Source organism: Roseibium sp. MMSF_3247, assembly GCF_030733765.1.
In the GTDB taxonomy this organism is placed as follows: Bacteria; Pseudomonadota; Alphaproteobacteria; order Rhizobiales; family Stappiaceae; genus Roseibium.
Genome location: NZ_JASHII010000001.1, coordinates 878,926 through 895,364, shown reverse-complemented (window position 1 = coordinate 895,364; position 16,439 = coordinate 878,926). Strand labels below are relative to the sequence as shown.

Here is a 16,439-nt window from a genome sequence, read left to right as displayed (position 1 = left end):
TATGGCGGGAATGGCTGCCTACCAGCCGCCGCCGCCGCCACCACCACCGCCGCCGCCGGATGACCCGCCACCGGACGAGCCAGAACTGGAGCTGGAAGACACCGGCAAGGAGGACTGGAACGATCCGGCCATGGCACTTGCTGTTGCACCAACGCTGCGCGAGATATCCCGGCTGTCGAAGTCGCGGCCGCTGTACCACCTCGGGCGGTATTCACGCGACTGTCCTGCATTGGCTGCACTCGAAAGCCAGGTTTCAAAATGCGTGGACCAGGGCTTTTCAACGCCCAGCGAAACCGCATAGGGCAGCAGCTTTTCAAAATGGAGGACACTCATGTCCGGCGCATCCGTCATGTTCAGACGGTCTTTTTCGGCGACCGACAAATAAAGCTTCAGGCCCTCGATCTCGTCCATGACCACCCGGCCATGGGTGGTCGGAATGTCGATGACATTGGCGTAGACAATGAACATCAGAACAATCCCGATCACAAATGCGGGCAGCAGGGGAATTTCCGGCGGGATTTGAAGGATAAACGCGGTGAGATGCATAACAAGGTAGACAGCGCCAGCAAAAATCACCGCAAAAACCAGCCAGAATGCCAGCGCCTTGGAGCTGCGCCCTGTCGTTTTGTCAAACAGGCTTTGAACCAGAATTGTCAGGCCGACGGAGCCCGCAATTCCGAAGATGGTGAAAAAGCCGAACAGAAAGGACTGCTCGAACTGCGCATCGCTCAAATTGCCGAAATAAAACAGCGAGAAGATCGTCACAACACTGACCCCAAGACCGGGCAGTAGATAAAATCCATTGTGCTTGAAATAGACCCCGCTGTATTCGCGGTTGATCGCTGAAACGAACTTGTCTCCCAGCGCGCTGATCGCCTTGCCGTTCTTGTCATTCAAGGCGAGCGGTGTTCCCCGGCCCCGGATGTAACTCTCGATAACGGCCTCGCCTTTCGGCAGCGGCTCATCATTTGCCGGTGTGCCCTCCTCGGGCATTTCCAGAACAAGATCCTTGTCGTCTTTTGAGAGTTTGAGACGCCCCTTGGTGGCAAGACTCAAACAGGCCGCGGCCAACGCAACCCAGCGCTGCCCTTCGATCCCGCGATTGGTGATGTAGTTGGCCATCGCCGGAGAAACGCCATCCGGTCCCTTGAAGCGCGGGAAGATAACACCGCGGGCCGGATCCCGGCCAACGCGCCACCAGGAAATCAAGTAATAAAGAACAAGGATCAGAACCGCGGGCGCCCCGATCGCAAAGACCCTCTGGTCCTGGAGCCACATATCCCATTTTTCAGACTCGCTTGGCTCCGCGACAAAGCCCTTCGGGAATCCGACAGCGACCGTCAGGCCCTCGTAAGCGCCGAGCGGCTGCGTGGTCTCGAAGACCACCTGCCCCGTTGCCGGGTCGACGGAGGCCTCATAATCGGTCGCATCAGAGCCGAATGCGCCGGTGTAGGCAGCATATTGCGTAGCGTCGGCCCCGGCAGGCAAGCGGACCCTCGCAACGGCTTCATCGATCGGGAAGATCCACTCGTTGCCGGTCACGTTCCAATAGACTTCATCATAGCCGTCAAAAAAACGAACTTGGCGCCACATGCGGTATTTGATCGTGTAGGTGTAAACGCCGGGATCCAGAAACACATCTTCGCGGCCAATGTAGATCCGGACACCGCGCCCGTTTTCCCGTGTGAACTTGTTTTCGCGCTGCCCGTCCCGCAAGACCTCCAGCAACTCAAACGGCACATCATGCTCCCAGCCATTGGCGTCTTTCGCACGCAAGGGAATGTCGCGGAAGATGCCACGCTTGATCTCATCGCCTTCGGCCCGGACCCGGATGGTTTCCGTCACAATTAAGGATCCATCCTCCTGAACGTCGATGTCGGAGACATAGGTGAGGATGCGTTCTTCCGAGACCGCACCGCTGACTGTTACGAGCCATAAGACAGCCGCCAGGACTGCCATCAGACCTTGATGGAACCGCATGATCGGATCTCCCGGAAACTTCTTAAAATTCAACCTTCGGAACAGCGCGCTCGGCTGCGTCCTCGATCTCGAAATACTCTGCTTTTTGAAAACCGAACTGGCCCGCGATCAGGTTGGACGGGAAGCTTTCTACGGCAACGTTGAGGCCGCGCACTGCGCCGTTGTAATAGCGCCGGGCCATCTGGATTGCGTTTTCGATTTCATCAAGGGAATTGTGCAGATCTGCGAAATTCTGGCTGGCCTTGAGGTCTGGATAATCTTCGGCGACGGCAAACAAACGGCCCAGCGCCTGGGTCAATGCGCCTTCCACCTTGGCCCGGCCAGCTATGTCCGAACCCGAAACAGCGGCGGCATCCGTGCGCAGCCGGGTTACGTTCTCCAGCGCTTCTTTCTCATGGGACGCGTAGGCCTTCACCGTCTCAACCAGGTTCGGGATCAGGTTGGCGCGGCGCTTCAGCTGGACATCAATCCCGCTCCAACCTTCCTCAACCATCTGCCGCTTTTTCACCAGCGCGTTGTAAAGAAGGATCGCTAAAACCGAGAGCGCGATCAAAAGAGCGAGAATAAACCAAGTGGCCATCAAAACCTCCGAACCATTTGTAGCGGAGGCTAGCCGGACTTTCAGTGGATGTCATCGCCCGGCCACGGAGGAAACAGCCAAAACGGGAAAAGTGTAATCCAGACCACACTTTTGACGGTCCGAGACGAGTTTACCGGGGTTAAGCTGATGTTATTACAGCCACCGTTCGTCATCCCGGGCGGGCGCAGCCGAGACCCGGGATCTACTCGCTTGCAGAGGGTTGGTTATTTCGCTTCAAACGCTTCGGCACGTGGAGCTGCGAGTGGGCCCCGGATCGCACCACTGCTGCGTCCGGGGTGACCAAGTCAGGATTATTGCTGGAGCCCGGCGTTATTCAGCGGCCTGATTGTGATAGCCGACACCGCCGGCTTCCGTTTCCAGGAACGCTGTGCCGCAGGCTTTGGCAAGTTCACGAACCCGCAGGATGTAGCTCTGGCGCTCGGTCACGGAGATCACGCCGCGGGCATCAAGCAGATTGAAGGCATGAGAGGCCTTGATGCACTGGTCATAGGCCGGCAGCACCACCTGATGAACCGACAGACCGTTGTCGTCGCGCGCCTTGGCCCCGGCCTCCAGAATGGCGCGGCATTCGGCTTCCGCATCCTTGAAGTGCTGGAACAAGGTTTCGGTGTTGGCGTGCTCGAAATTGTAGCGGGAGTATTCCTGCTCGGCCTGCAGGAAGACATCGCCATAGGTGACTTTATCGGCGCCTTCCATGCCGTTGTAATTTAGGTCATAGACGTTATCGACGCCCTGAATGTACATCGCCAGGCGCTCCAGGCCATAGGTCAGCTCGCCGGAAACCGGTGAGCATTCAAAGCCTGCGACCTGCTGGAAATAGGTAAACTGCGACACTTCCATGCCATCGCACCAGCATTCCCAGCCAAGGCCCCAGGCCCCCAGCGTCGGGCTTTCCCAGTCGTCTTCCACGAAGCGGATGTCGTGCACCCTCGGGTCGAGCCCGATGGCGTAGAGCGAATTGAGATAAAGCTCTTGAAGGTTGGACGGAGACGGCTTCAACAGTACTTGGAACTGATAGTAGTGCTGCAGGCGGTTCGGGTTCTCGCCATAACGGCCATCGGTCGGGCGGCGGGACGGCTGCACGTAGGCCGCTTTCCACGGACGAGGCCCAAGCGAGCGCAAGGTTGTTGCCGGGTGGAACGTTCCGGCCCCGACTTCCATGTCATAGGGCTGCAGAACCACGCAGCCCTGATCGGCCCAGTAGCGTTGCAGCGTCAGGATCAGGCCTTGGAAGGAGTTTTCAGGGCGCATGTGCGCCGGGACGTCGCTCGACATGTTTTCGTGTTCCTGAGAACGGGGACCAATTGCTTGCGGCAAGGGTTCCCCCTCGCCTGTTGGCGCGACAGGTGCCACGGTGGACGGGAGAGGTCAAGGGTTCGGCCAAAGGAAGCTATGGGGCGACTTGGTTTTGAGCCCTTTTTGCTTCTCCAACGCTGTGCCGGCCGTTCACTTTCCTGACACTTGCGCGTTCTTGTCGGAGACCCGGATTGGGTGCAGCCCCCAACTGATGGCCCCAGTCCATATCACGGCTTAAAAGTTCAGAGCGAGATCAGGGGTTGTCCGGCAAGCGCCTGTACAAAAAGCAAGAGTGTCGCAGCCGTATAGACAACTGTGCCGGACACTACCCATACCGGCCGATGAGAAATTGCCCAGCGGTCGAGAAGATATCCGAACAGCGGCAGAACCTGCATGGCATGCAGCGCGAGGAAATGGGCAGGCCGCAAGTCGCCAACCTCGGTAGACCACCCCAAAAACGGCAAGGTGGAATGGTTGGTGCCAACGGTCCCAATCAGTGAGCTTTCCTGACCTCCAATGTAACCGGCAACAAAAAGTGTGAGCAGGAAAGAAACACCGAAGCCCAAGGCGGTGCCGATACGCAAAGCCGGTGTCAGGTCGGCTTGCCTGTCCGCCCAGGCCGCATATCCAAAGACCCCAATACCGGCAACCAGAAGGACTGCTCCAAAGGCCATCACGACCGTATACATGAAGTGATTGAACGGGGTCGACAGATTGAAATGGGAGGCCTGCCCAAGACCTGCCTGCATCATGATGTATCCCATTTCCGCGATCAGGCAGACGGCCATGATGGCCATTGTGCCGCGCAGCAGCCACCCCGTTCGCCAAGGCTGGGAAAGTCGTGTCTCCAGCCAAGCGATGGTTCCAAAGAGAACCACAAAGGACAGGGCGAACTTTGCAGGCTTGTTCCAGACCGGCACCCCGTCCAGTAGCCGTGGATCAACGATGCCGGCAGCCAGGGAGACGAGCAACAATGCCAATGAGAAGCCAGTCAGGACCACAGACATCGAAGGCCCTCTGGCAGGATTGCATGCTACTGCGTCATAATACCCGGACATGGGCGAGCCCTCTCGTGTTGAAGGAAACAAAGCGCACGCTCCCTTCCATGCACAGCGCCAAAATGACACCGACAGGGCCGAAGAACAGCGTTGCGGCCAACACAGGCAGTTGCAGCAGTCGGCCGATACCCACTCTATCGAGCCGGTCGGCGAGATAAGCGCCAATCATCAGGTCGAAGGCCAGATAATGGATCCAGCCCGCCAGAAGAAGTTCGTCGAGTGTAAAGAGCTGGCGCACGTCCGCGAGGCTGTCATAGCTTCCGCCAGATTCCGCAAAGAATGCAAAAATGTAGGCGGCATAAAACAGGCTTAGAACCGCCGGCAGAACAAGTCGGGGAAGTGCGTTGAGCACGGGCCAGCGCCGGGGGGCCACGGCCAGGATAACCCAGCCTGCCATGGCGATCGTGCCGGTGATTGAGAATACCTGATCCAGTGTCATTCGATCTCCGCCAGTGTCGCTCAAATTCTCAACAGATACGAATGTTATAAGCATTAACTTCCGAACTGGATCACATCAATGGGCAGTTCGGCGGCAAGACCATCTAAGCAACATCTCCCACAGGAAGGGCAAAAGACCCTGCGCTCGCTTTCTGTCTGGTCCGTAAATTCCACCACATACGTCCCAATTGCGGGTTTTGCGCGCCTCTCCGGGCTTTAAGAATTGGTCTCCAGCTGGCGATGGAAGCGCCTCTTCACTTAATGGACCGAAGCGCGACCAATGGTGGTGAGCAAGTTCCCGGTTATTCCGGACAAGCCACCGGTTCAAAGAGCAACAGGGTTGCCAATTCTCTCCATTTGGCCATATTTCGAGCCTAATCGAGGCGATACGGACCAAAATCGATTCGTCGCTGGAATCCCGACGTAAACAGGAACCCGTTTTGAACTGGATGCGGATCCAAAAACAATCGGAATGGCAGAGGCTCCTGGCAGGGCTTCTCTGCCTCTGCCTGTGCGTCTGGACGACGGTGCCCGCGGCGTCTCATACGCCGAAGTATCTCGATACGGTGCAAGATCATCTTGAGATGATTGAAGACCACGGCCATTCGCATGGGTTTGAACTTGATCTGCTGTGGGCCATGCACGGCCACCAGCACGACCTGGGTGACCATGACCACAACTCCGCACTGCTTGTGAAACCCGCGCCGAAATCCCCTCATGTCTTTGACACGTCATCCTGGCGGCTGCCAGTCAGCGATGCGACGTCTGCCTTTGTTTTTCCCCCGGAGCGCCCTCCAAGGACCTGACAGATTGCCCGGTTCGGGCTCATCAGAAATCTGTTATACACTTGGAAGGACCTTATGAAGCCTACTTCTATTCATGGGCAGTCATGGCTGACTCACGCCTTTGTTTTTGCCCTGTCACTCTCATTTCTCTTCTACGCCGCTGGCGTTCAAACCGCCGCCGCGCATGATGTCACGCCCGGCGATGCGGGATACATCCAGGAAATCTGGGGGGTTCACATCATCCCCTTCATCTATCTCGGGGCCAAACACATGGTCACGGGATACGACCACATCCTCTTCCTGCTAGGAGTCGTCTTCTTCCTCTACCGGATGAAGGATGTGGCCATCTATGTGAGCCTGTTTGCGCTTGGTCACTCCCTCACCATGCTTCTTGGTGTCTGGTACGGCTGGGGCATCAACGCCTACATCATCGATGCAATCATCGGCCTGTCCGTGGTCTACAAGGCGCTGGACAACCTTGGCGTCTTTCAAAGAGTTTTGGGGTTTCAGCCGAACACAAAGGCCGCAACGCTTATCTTCGGCCTGTTCCATGGGACAGGTTTGGCCTCCAAAATCCTGGAGTACAACATCTCCCCGGATGGCCTCCTCGCCAATCTTCTGGCGTTCAATGTAGGGGTCGAGATCGGACAGCTTCTGGCATTGTTTGTGATCCTCATCGTCATGGGATACTGGCGCAAAAGCCCGAATTTCATGCGCCAGGCCACAATCGCCAACATCATCATGGTATTCCTTGGCGTCTTGCTGACCTACCAGCAAATCGCCGGTTACGTCGCCAGCACCTCATGATCGGAGACAGCAATGTACAACGCACCCCAGCCGAAACTTGAAGATCTGCCGAGCAATCGGCAACTGGGCAGCATGTCCGTCGTTGCCGCCATTGGAGCTGCGGCCATTGGCGTGATGGTCTACCTGCCTGCTGAGTACGGCATCGATCCGACAGGTTTCGGCAGTGTGCTCGGCCTCACCGAGATGGGCGAGATCAAGCAACAACTGGCGAAGGAAGCGGCAGAGGACGAAAAACTTCATAACAGCCAGGACTCATCGTCGCTGATCGACGGCGTGTTGGGGCTTTTCATATCCTCCGCTCAGGCGCAAGACGCCTGGAAAGACGTCGTGACCTTCACCCTTGAACCCGGTGCCTACACCGAGATCAAGGCCACCATGGAGAAAGGCGCCACGCTGACATATGCCTGGATGGCTGACGGCGGACGGATCAACTTTGATCTCCATGCTCATGCTGGCGGAGAAAACGTGACCTATGAAAAGGGCCGCGGCGAAACCTCGGGCGAAGGAAGCTTTGAGACCCCGTTCGCAGGGGATCACGGCTGGTTCTGGCGGAACCGCGATAAGTCAGCCGTAACAGTCACCCTGCAATTGCGCGGAGACTACTCCGGCCTGGTCCGCAGCGACTAAACTGTCAGCCACGCGCCCTCGTCAAAGGGCGCGTGGCACCCAATAAACCCATTACTTAGCCGACTAAATTAATTGAGACGACATTCCAATCTGCGAGCCGCCGCTGCTCCAAACACCTAACGTTGACCTTCGCTCAAGAGACGTTTTGCCGATTGGCCCGCAGCAACGCGCACTTCCTTCGCCAGCGTTGAATCCGGTAGCGCACGGGAAAGAACCATTCCGCCGACGCACAGCGCAGCGATCGCCTGAGCCCACTGCCGGTTGGTGCTGTCGTCGGAGGACATATTAGTCTCAAATAGAGAGACCATCGCCTCCAGCAGGGTCTGAAAAGACTTCTGGGCCTCTACCCCACCTCTCGCAATATCCGAAGGCAATGCGATCATCGGGCACTGCCCATCAAGATCATTTAAGTGTTCTGGCGACAGATATGCGTTGATCATTTGGTGGGCCATTTCGGGCCGCAAGTTGCTGACATCGACACCGGCATCTTCCCGCCACTCTGCGCCGCGCCCCATCAGAAAGCTCATCACCGCCTCGCTGAAGAGCTCTTCCTTGTTCTTGAAATGATTGTAAAAACCGCCGCGGGTCAGTCCGGCTTCCTGCATCACCATGTCGATCGACACGCCGTTGAAGCCATGCCGATTGAACAGGACACGGGCTGTCTCCACAATCTTCTTTCGCGTTTTGTCCTTATGCTCAGCGCTGTAGGGCATCGCTTCCTCCGATACGAGGTGTACTTAGCACCGCCTTTAAAAATGTTCTTTATCATATTTTGATTTGTGCCAATCGTTCTCCCCTTGATTGAAACAAGGAAAGTTCAACATGCCCAAATTTTTGCTGGTTTATCACGGGAAGCCTGACATCCAGAGCCGGGAGGATGGTGTCAACCACATGCAGGCGTGGAAAGCCTGGAGCGCCTCCATCGCTGAGGCTGTCATTGATCCAGGCCTTCCGGTCGGGCCGTCGAAAACCATCACGCCAGATGGTGTCGAGGATCACGGGGGAGCCAATCCAGCGAGCGGCATGACCGTTCTGCAAGCCGACACTATGGAAGATGCGATTGCCTTGGCCAAAGGCTGTCCTCATCTCAGCGGGACTGGCACCATTGAGATCGCAGAAGCTTTGGACATGGACATGTAAGCCTGAAAGACCTGCCCACTGACATAGACACCGGGCTCGTCTGGAGCCTAGTTGGAAACCAAGCAGCTCGCCCCTTCGATCAGTAAGACGCCTCGATCGATGCCACCCTTTTATCGAAAACAATTGATCGGCGATGCTCGCTTTGTTGTCATCAACGGAGCCTGCATCGCCGATGGAAATCAAAGGCGACAACCAATGACCCAAGCCCTGCTGCCCGTCACAATTACTTTTACAAGCCTGCTCGCTATTTCACTAATCCCTCTGACCGGCTGGATCGGTCTGCGCCGCGAAAAAATCGGTGGTGTCTTTCGAGGCGACGGCGATGATGCGACGCTTTTCAAACGCATCCGGATTCACGGAAACCTGATGGAGAATGCGCCAGTCTTCATCCTGGTTCTGGGAGCATCCGAATTGGCTGGGCTTGGACAAAAGTGGCTGTGGTTGGCTGTTGCCGTGTTTCTCATTGGGCGTGTCTTGCACTTCATTCTCTTTGACAGCAGCAAACGGGGCTTTGCCATGCTGATCACCTTGCTTCCCGGGATGTTGATGGGCTTGTGGCTTCTTCTGCAGACTTGGCTTTGAACTATACTTGGACCAAATCTCCAATCCGGCTTCAGAAAAACCAAGTTGCCCGCCGGCCCGTCGGTCCTACCTCTCCAAGAACAGGAGACAGATCATGGACGCAAGTTCGGTACGCACAGAAACACAGACTTCAAAAGCCCTTTGCGCGGAGCGGGATCTCAGCGTTTACATGATGCTGGTGGATGACCGGCTCAACATCTTTTCGGTGTTCGACGACCTGCGCTACGACCGCTCAGATGCGGATATCATGAGCCCGGGCATGCGCACGCATGCCGTTCAGCAGCTCAAACCCCACGGGTTTAAGCAAACGTCCGGGTCCGTCCTGCACAACAAGGCCGATGATGTGTTCTGCTATATTCCAAAACCCCAAGTGCTTGGGGCATCCCCGTTCGATGTTCTGCGCTACACGCCGAAGCGCGCGCAGGACTATTACATCCTTACGCCCACACAAACGGCCTGCCAGATCATTGACACCTATTCCTTTGATGACGCTTTGGAAAAAGTGTCAGCGCTCATTCAGAAGCAGCCGATCAATCTCTACCGGCTGATGGATTATCTGGAGCGCAAACCGGTCCATGATACGATCCGCGAAGCGCTCGGGCACTTCAAGTTCATTCAGCGCAAGGCTGTGCAGTCCGAACCGTTGAAACGCCGGAAAGCCTTAGGGTCTGGCCTCTTCGGTTAGAGATCGAGAATAGGTGTTGTCGCAGCAGGCCCGTCAATGCAAGCTCAGTAAGACTTCTATGTCCCGCAAGGTGAGCGGCGATAGCAGCGCCCGGTCGTCGTTGTTGAGGTTTGTGCCTGCATCAACTTGCTGCTTGATCTGCAGTGCGATTTGGCTGGTTGGCTGGTAGTACAGGTCCGGGTTCGATCGGCTCAGGTCTTCAAGCAAACGCGTAATGAGTTTCTTTCGCTTTTCAGCGTCCAAATCGCCGTGCTTCTCCTGCAACATGGCTCTCAATCCTTTTTGAGTTCAATATCTTGTGTCAGGAAAAATAGCGCACGGCGTCCTTTGGTCGAGCCACCGCATCAAGGTTTCTGGACGACGCTGAAAACCGTTTCAGCTCTGGGGCCGGTACTTCCCGCTGACAGGATCCAGTACAAGCTTTTCGCCGCGCCCGGCCGGATCGGCCTTTGCCGCCGCCTTGGAGATCTGCGCTTCGACATCCGCCATCTTGCGCTTGATCCGTTGGACAATCCAATATCCGCCGACCGCCAACGCAGCGGCCCCAATCAACTCGGTCATCTTATATCCCCTGTTGCTGACCTAGCTCACACCCTCAATACGTTTTTTTAAAGACCAAAGCGCTGCCACATGAGCCGCTCCTCGGCAGCCGAAATCAGTTCATTGCCAAGGCCTGCGGTCAGGGCTCCGGCCTCCAGATTGACGCCGACGCCCCCTTTGCGGCCGAACAGGCCGCGCGGTGCCGAAATCAACTTGGCTTCCGCCTTGTCGCCGTAACGCTTTTTCAAGACACCGCGCAGATCGCCAAGGGAATCCACAAGCCCAAGATTGACCGCGCTCGATCCCGTCCAGAACTTGCCCGTGAAAAGGTCCGGATCATCCGACAGGACATCCGCCCGGCGGGACTTCACCATGTCGATGAAGGTGTCATGGATCTCTTGCTGCAGGGTTTTCAGGTATTCGATGTCTTCGGGCACTTCCGGCTGGAACGGATCGAGCGTGACTTTCTTCTTGCCCGCCGTATAGACCCGGCGTTCAACACCGATTTTTCCAATCAACTCCGTGAAGCCGAAGCCGGCCGCGACAACGCCAATCGAGCCGACAACGGAAGACGGATCGACGATGATCTCATCGCCCGCAAGCGCAATCATGTAGCCGCCACTGGCCGCAACATCCTCAACAAAGACCAGAACGTCCTTTTCGTTCTCCTTGGCCAGATCCCGGATCCGCTGGAAAATCAGCCGCGATTGCACCGGCGAGCCCCCGGGAGAATTCACGATAAGCGCCACAGCCGGCGCTTTCTTCATGGAAAAGGCGCGCTCCAGAGGCAGGGCTGCGGTTGCCAACGACAGGCCTGGCCGCAACGGGCTGGACATGCCAATAGGCCCCTGCAGGCGCACGACTGGAATGATGGGGGCGTCATTTTTCAAAAAACCGGGCAAAAACCGGCGCAAGGAAGACAGCACGAAGAGGTAATCCTGACTAATTTGTTGTTTCAGGAGATATAGGTGCTGGTTTGGAAGATACCACTGCGCGATCGTAACAAGGCAGCGGGTTTATCGGGCCGGGATAATGTGAGGTTGTTTCACCAGGGTCTTTTTGCGGCTGCCATTGGCACCGGCTTTTTCGGCCAAGCTTGGCGGTCGGATCGTCTTGGCCGCCATAAACTCGGTCTTCCCGCTGAACTGCCAGTTCATTTTAACACCCGCGTAGCCGTTGGCGCGCCAGACGATGCTGCCGCCAACAGGCAGATCCATGCCCGGGATCCGCAAAGCAATGGTGTCCGGCAGATCGTCCAGCTGATTGCAGAAAAAGCGGCATCCGGACAGGCTGGCATCCACGATCTGACAACTCACCGGAGGCATTCCGTGTCCTGGAAGAACCGAGGCCGCGATGGAAACCGTGCGGCGCTTTTCCTTGCGCTTTTCCCGTTTCGTATCGTCTTCGAACAAGAATGAAACCCGGACCTCTTCTTCCAGGATATCCCGGATCTTGCCCTTGACCATTTTGTCCAGACCGGACAGGCGCAGACCGATCAGTTTGTTTTTTTCCGAGTGGGAGGTGTCCCGGATCCGGCATCCGGATCGGGTGATATCTGTCGCGATCGCCTCCTCGCAATCAAGGGTCTCGAAGTCGAGAACCAGGACCATGATGTTGGAGCCGCCGGAATATCGGTCAAAGATTTCCTTCACATCCAATCTCCAGCTGACAGCGGTTAAAGACCACTTCCAGTTGGGGAAAGACCATAGCCCTCAAAGCGCAAAAATATTGTTAATTCTACCGGTGACTCTAGGATGTGTTTGAAGTGACTTTTATGCAATACTTCCCACAAGTATGTTTTCCCGTTTTCTTACAGCCCTTTACAACATATCCGCACAACTTTCTCTGCTATCCAGAATGCAAATATTTGAGCTTGTGTTTGAGTAGCGGCTGCATTTTCTTGAACAAATTGACCGAACGGTCAGCTTGCAATCTGTGCCTTGCGCCGCCCCAGTTCGTCGATCAGCCCAACTCGGACAGCTTGGATTTCACGCTTAGAAAATCGCGCCAGGACAGCCGCTTCTCAAGCGGGCTGCGCAACAGGTAGGCCGGATGGTACGTGGCCAGAGCTGCGACCTGACGCCCAGCGACTGGATAGGTCATCCAGCGGCCACGCATTTTCCGGATACCGTCCTGCACTCCAAGCAGCGTCTTCGCAGAGGCTGCGCCTAGGAACACAACCACATCCGGGTTCACCAACTCGATCTGGCGCTGGATGAACGGGCGGCAGATCTCTGTCTCCTGCGGTGTCGGCGTGCGGTTTCCCGGCGGCCTCCAGGGGACGGTGTTCGCGATATAGACTTGGGATCTGTCGAGGCCAATTGCCTTCAGCATCCGGTCAAGCAGCTGACCCGACCGACCGACGAAGGGTTTGCCCTGCAGATCCTCATCGCGGCCCGGCGCCTCACCAATAAACATAACTCTTGCATTCGGGTTGCCATCGGCAAACACGAGTGACTTGGCCGTGCGTTTCAAGTTGCAGCCGTCGAAAGCCTCAAGACAGGCCCGCAGATCAGCCAGAGACCCGGTGCTGGAGGCTTGTTCACGCGCCATGGAAATGACCGCCTGATCCGGGATTGCTCCGTGATCGGTGGGGCTGCGGGGACCGGCTCCAACGACCGGCGCGGCCGGGGCTGGTCCGGGCTGAGAGGGGGATTGGTGCTGCTGCGGCATCTGCCGAACTTGTTGGGAGGAGCCCTGCCCCGGAGCAACTGGCTGAGCCCCAGCCTGCGGTGTGGCAATTTGCTGGCGTGCTTTTGCCTGAACTTCGGAGAGCTGAAACCAATCAACGACCTCTTCACCCAGCGATGCATCAACGCCTGATGCCAGATAGAAATCCAGCAGGGCTTCCAGATGCCGCATATCAGACGGGCTTTGTTGCAAACGAACTCTCCAACGGGGCCGAGCGGCCAGAGACTGACCGCAGATGCAGTCATCAGTTGAACCGGTAAACTAAGCTAAGAGGTCATGCCTGCCAAGGCGGCACCACGCAGCCGCAAATATCCTCCCACACCCTTTGCGTAAAGAGTTGCGCACACAAACAGGAAGACACCGCATCGACAGGTAGGCATAATTACGTTTACGTAAGCGTCACTTTTGCACTTGACGCCCGAGCCGAGCTTTGGTCTATCTGGCCCCAAATAGGAGCATTCGGCAACCGGCTTCGCATTTTCATATGCAAAATGTCGCGAATTGCCTGTCATTGAACGGCAAATCGCGCGAAACCGGCACTGCGAACCTTGCGGAGGGAGACATTTCATGAGCGAACAGGACGCGCTCGGCGAACGCGAAAGCATGGACGTGGATGTGGTGATCGTCGGCGCTGGCCCGGCCGGTCTGGCCGCCGCGATCCGTTTGAAACAAATCGCCAACGAAAAAGGCGAAGACATTAGCATCGTGGTCTTGGAGAAAGGCTCCGAGGTTGGTGCGCACATCTTGTCTGGCGCCGTGATTGATCCGGTTGCCCTCGACAAGCTGCTGCCGGAGTGGCGCGAGGAAGACACGCCGCTGAAAACCCCTGTCACGGACGACCAGTTCATTGTGCTTGGGCCAGCGGGCTCGATGCGCCTGCCGAACATGTTCATGCCGAAGCTCATGAACAACCATGGCAATTACATCGTGTCGCTTGGCAATGTCTGCCGTTGGCTTGCGGAAAAGGCGGAAGCGCTCGGCGTCGAGATCTATCCGGGCTTTGCTGCAGCCGAGATCCTTTATGACGACAACGGCAATGTCACGGGTGTTGCGACCGGGGACATGGGCATCGGCCGCGATGGCAAGCCAAACGCAATGTTCACCCGCGGCATGGAGCTGCGCGGCAAATACACCCTGATCGGCGAAGGCGCGCGCGGATCTCTTGCCAAAGAACTGATCGAGAAGTTCGAGCTCGACAAAGACAGCGATGTTCCGAAGTTCGGTATCGGCATCAAGGAACTCTGGCAGATTGACCCGGCAAAGCACAATCAGGGCCTGGTCCAGCACTCCTTCGGCTGGCCGCTAGACGGCAAGACAGGCGGCGGCTCCTTCCTGTATCATCTGGAAGACAACCAGGTCGCTGTCGGCTTCGTGGTGCACCTGAACTACGAAAACCCGTGGCTGTCGCCATTCGACGAGTTCCAGCGCTTCAAGACGCACCCGGCCGTCCGCGAAACGTTCGAAGGCGGCAAGCGCCTGGCCTACGGCGCGCGTGCCATTACAGAAGGCGGGTATCAGTCCGTGCCGAAACTGTCCTTCCCGGGCGGTTTGCTGATGGGCTGCTCCGCGGGCTTCGTCAACGTGCCGCGGATCAAGGGATCGCACAACGCGATGCTCTCCGGCATGCTGGCGGCAGAAGAAGTCATGGCCGCGATCGGCCGCGGCGAGGCCAATACAGAGCTGGCCGCCTATGATCAGGCGTGGCGCGACAGCGAGATTGGCAAGGATCTTTGGAAGGTCCGCAACGCCAAACCGCTCTGGTCGAAGTTCGGTACGGTGCTGGGCGTTGCCCTCGGAGGTCTCGACATGTGGACCAACGAACTGTTCGGCTTCTCCTTCTTCGGCACCATGAAACACGGCAAGCGGGACTCTGAAACGCTGAAGCCGGCCAAGGATTGCAAGAAGATCGACTATCCGAAGCCGGATGGGGTGATTTCCTTCGACAAGTTGTCATCGGTCTTCCTGTCGAACACAAACCATGAGGAAGATCAGCCGATCCACCTCAAGGTCGCTGACGAGACACTGCAGAAGATGTCCGAGCACGATATTTACGCAGGGCCCTCCAACCGTTATTGCCCGGCCGGCGTTTACGAGTGGGTGGAAGAAGGCGAAGACGCACCGCGTTTCCAGATCAACTCGCAGAACTGCGTGCACTGCAAGACCTGCGACATCAAGGATCCGAACCGTAACATCACGTGGACGGTGCCGGAAGGCGCTGGCGGACCGAACTACCCGAACATGTGATCTGTTCGTTGACAGAAAAAACCAGAAAGCCGGGACGTCCAATTGGACGCCCCGGCTTTTTCTTATTTTCAACGTGTTGAGGCCGCTCAGAACTTACCGTTGTCGTGCGCCATCTCTGCTGGAATCGGGGACACGACGTCCCAGTGCTCAACGATCTTGCCGGCCTCGACCCGCCACAGATCAAAAAACGCCCAGGGCTCACCGCCCATAACCGCATCAGAGGCAACGAACACGAAGTTACCTTCGGCAACGATGATTTGCGGCTCAAACTTCGTGATCACCTGCCCTTGGGCCGCAAACTCTTCCATAGCCTTCATAAGGCCGTCGAGCCCGTCACCGATGAGCGGATTGTGCTGCATGTAAACCGCCGGATCCATGTACTGGGTCACGTTCTGCGGCGCGGCACCGCCAAGAACGTCCCGGACGAAACCCACAACCAGTTCCTTGTTTTCCTGTGTGCGATCATGATCGGTCACCTCGACAGGGCCATCGGTCATTGACCGCCCGGAGACCGTTGCCTCGGGCGGTGCCTGGAGATTGTCCCAATGCTCGGCAACAACACCATCTTCAACCCGAAACACATCAAAAGCGACTAGGCTCGGCGCCCCAAAGGCATCTGCATTTTCATAGGTGTTGTGCAAGACGACATAATCACCTTCCGAGATCACACGGTGAGTCGTGACGGTCAAACCGGAGTCTTGCACAATGGGGATCGCGCCCAGCAATCCGTCCGCGCCGGTCGGGATCGCCGGATTGTGTTGAATGTAACCGGGCGCCAACAACGGTTTGGCAGCCTCTGGATCGTGATCCACGAAAGCTGCGGTCAAAAGAGCAAGTACCAATTCCTTCGGCGACATGTTTGTATCCTCTGCTTGTGTCGTCGCCATAGTAAGTATTCATTCTGCACCTGCAGTCAATTACGCACTAATTTGTCACAAGGTATGCTCCAGGATACCTGTTGTTTT

General features: G+C 56.8%; 19 protein-coding genes. 7 read left to right on the top strand and 12 right to left on the bottom strand.

All coding sequences use genetic code 11. The features are described from left to right. Positions 1-18: 18 nt before the first annotated feature. The 5 genes from RBB44_RS04050 to RBB44_RS04030 form a co-directional block, all read right to left on the bottom strand. Positions 19-1,980, bottom strand: coding sequence for a DUF2207 domain-containing protein (locus RBB44_RS04050; protein WP_306156104.1), 1,962 nt, complete (start codon positions 1,978-1,980; stop codon positions 19-21). Between the two features lie 22 nt (positions 1,981-2,002). Then, complete coding sequence (locus tag RBB44_RS04045; RefSeq protein ID WP_306149971.1) at positions 2,003-2,560, bottom strand: LemA family protein; 558 nt, start codon at positions 2,558-2,560, stop codon at positions 2,003-2,005. A 330-nt stretch (positions 2,561-2,890) separates the two neighbouring features. Next, a complete protein-coding gene (locus RBB44_RS04040) occupies positions 2,891-3,856 on the bottom strand; it encodes a glycine--tRNA ligase subunit alpha (RefSeq protein ID WP_306149970.1) in 966 nt (321 codons plus the stop codon). Positions 3,857-4,119: 263 nt separating this feature from the next. Next, positions 4,120-4,884 carry a hypothetical protein gene (locus tag RBB44_RS04035; RefSeq protein WP_306149969.1) on the bottom strand — a complete coding sequence of 255 codons (765 nt, stop codon included), beginning with the start codon at positions 4,882-4,884 and terminating at the stop codon, positions 4,120-4,122. 34 nt (positions 4,885-4,918) lie between these two features. Then, positions 4,919-5,374: an ABA4-like family protein gene (locus RBB44_RS04030; RefSeq protein WP_306149968.1), complete on the bottom strand. Its 456-nt coding sequence runs from the start codon at positions 5,372-5,374 to the stop codon at positions 4,919-4,921. 439 nt (positions 5,375-5,813) lie between these two features. On the opposite strand from RBB44_RS04030, the gene RBB44_RS04025 reads away from it, so the two are divergent. Genes RBB44_RS04025 through RBB44_RS04015 form a run of 3 tightly spaced genes read left to right on the top strand, consistent with a single transcriptional unit; the run spans position 5,814 to position 7,592 of the window. After that, a complete protein-coding gene (locus RBB44_RS04025) occupies positions 5,814-6,179 on the top strand; it encodes a hypothetical protein (RefSeq protein WP_306156102.1) in 366 nt (121 codons plus the stop codon). Between the two features lie 54 nt (positions 6,180-6,233). Next, the gene (locus RBB44_RS04020; protein WP_306149966.1) at positions 6,234-6,965 is read left to right on the top strand and encodes a HupE/UreJ family protein; all 732 of its coding nucleotides are present in this window, start codon (positions 6,234-6,236) and stop codon (positions 6,963-6,965) included. Positions 6,966-6,977: 12 nt separating this feature from the next. After that, entirely contained in the window at positions 6,978-7,592 is a 615-nt protein-coding gene (locus RBB44_RS04015) for a transmembrane anchor protein (protein ID WP_306149965.1), read from the top strand. A 116-nt stretch (positions 7,593-7,708) separates the two neighbouring features. Here RBB44_RS04015 and RBB44_RS04010 read toward each other — a convergent pair whose 3' ends face one another. Then, entirely contained in the window at positions 7,709-8,305 is a 597-nt protein-coding gene (locus tag RBB44_RS04010) for a TetR/AcrR family transcriptional regulator (RefSeq protein WP_306149964.1), read from the bottom strand. Between the two features lie 109 nt (positions 8,306-8,414). Here RBB44_RS04010 and RBB44_RS04005 point away from each other — a divergent pair, with 109 nt between their 5' ends. The 3 genes from RBB44_RS04005 to RBB44_RS03995 all read left to right on the top strand — a co-directional run bounded on the left by RBB44_RS04005 (position 8,415) and on the right by RBB44_RS03995 (position 9,999). Next, positions 8,415-8,732 carry a hypothetical protein gene (locus RBB44_RS04005; RefSeq protein WP_306149963.1) on the top strand — a complete coding sequence of 106 codons (318 nt, stop codon included), beginning with the start codon at positions 8,415-8,417 and terminating at the stop codon, positions 8,730-8,732. A 51-nt stretch (positions 8,733-8,783) separates the two neighbouring features. Further along, positions 8,784-9,314: an MAPEG family protein gene (locus tag RBB44_RS04000; RefSeq protein ID WP_306149962.1), complete on the top strand. Its 531-nt coding sequence runs from the start codon at positions 8,784-8,786 to the stop codon at positions 9,312-9,314. Between the two features lie 94 nt (positions 9,315-9,408). Then, on the top strand, positions 9,409-9,999 hold the full coding sequence (locus RBB44_RS03995) for a hypothetical protein (RefSeq protein WP_306149961.1): 591 nt from the start codon (positions 9,409-9,411) through the stop codon (positions 9,997-9,999). A 33-nt stretch (positions 10,000-10,032) separates the two neighbouring features. Here RBB44_RS03995 and RBB44_RS03990 read toward each other — a convergent pair whose 3' ends face one another. The 5 genes from RBB44_RS03990 to RBB44_RS03970 form a co-directional block, all read right to left on the bottom strand. Further along, positions 10,033-10,266: a hypothetical protein gene (locus tag RBB44_RS03990; protein ID WP_306149960.1), complete on the bottom strand. Its 234-nt coding sequence runs from the start codon at positions 10,264-10,266 to the stop codon at positions 10,033-10,035. Positions 10,267-10,374: 108 nt separating this feature from the next. Continuing rightward, positions 10,375-10,560, bottom strand: a complete 186-nt coding sequence (locus tag RBB44_RS03985; RefSeq protein ID WP_133948232.1) for a hypothetical protein — start codon at positions 10,558-10,560, stop codon at positions 10,375-10,377. A 47-nt stretch (positions 10,561-10,607) separates the two neighbouring features. Beyond that, positions 10,608-11,465 (bottom strand): S49 family peptidase, encoded by an 858-nt coding sequence (locus RBB44_RS03980; protein WP_306156100.1) that lies wholly within the window; start codon positions 11,463-11,465, stop codon positions 10,608-10,610. A gap of 90 nt (positions 11,466-11,555) precedes the next feature. Continuing rightward, positions 11,556-12,191, bottom strand: a complete 636-nt coding sequence (locus RBB44_RS03975) for a PilZ domain-containing protein (RefSeq protein ID WP_306149958.1) — start codon at positions 12,189-12,191, stop codon at positions 11,556-11,558. Between the two features lie 310 nt (positions 12,192-12,501). After that, positions 12,502-13,401 (bottom strand): uracil-DNA glycosylase family protein, encoded by a 900-nt coding sequence (locus RBB44_RS03970; RefSeq protein ID WP_306149980.1) that lies wholly within the window; start codon positions 13,399-13,401, stop codon positions 12,502-12,504. Between the two features lie 396 nt (positions 13,402-13,797). On the opposite strand from RBB44_RS03970, the gene RBB44_RS03965 reads away from it, so the two are divergent. Continuing rightward, positions 13,798-15,474 (top strand): electron transfer flavoprotein-ubiquinone oxidoreductase, encoded by a 1,677-nt coding sequence (locus tag RBB44_RS03965; protein WP_209176820.1) that lies wholly within the window; start codon positions 13,798-13,800, stop codon positions 15,472-15,474. A gap of 86 nt (positions 15,475-15,560) precedes the next feature. On the opposite strand, the gene RBB44_RS03960 is transcribed toward RBB44_RS03965, so the two are convergent. Then, complete coding sequence (locus tag RBB44_RS03960) at positions 15,561-16,361, bottom strand: nuclear transport factor 2 family protein (RefSeq protein ID WP_306149957.1); 801 nt, start codon at positions 16,359-16,361, stop codon at positions 15,561-15,563. Positions 16,362-16,439: the final 78 nt, after the last annotated feature.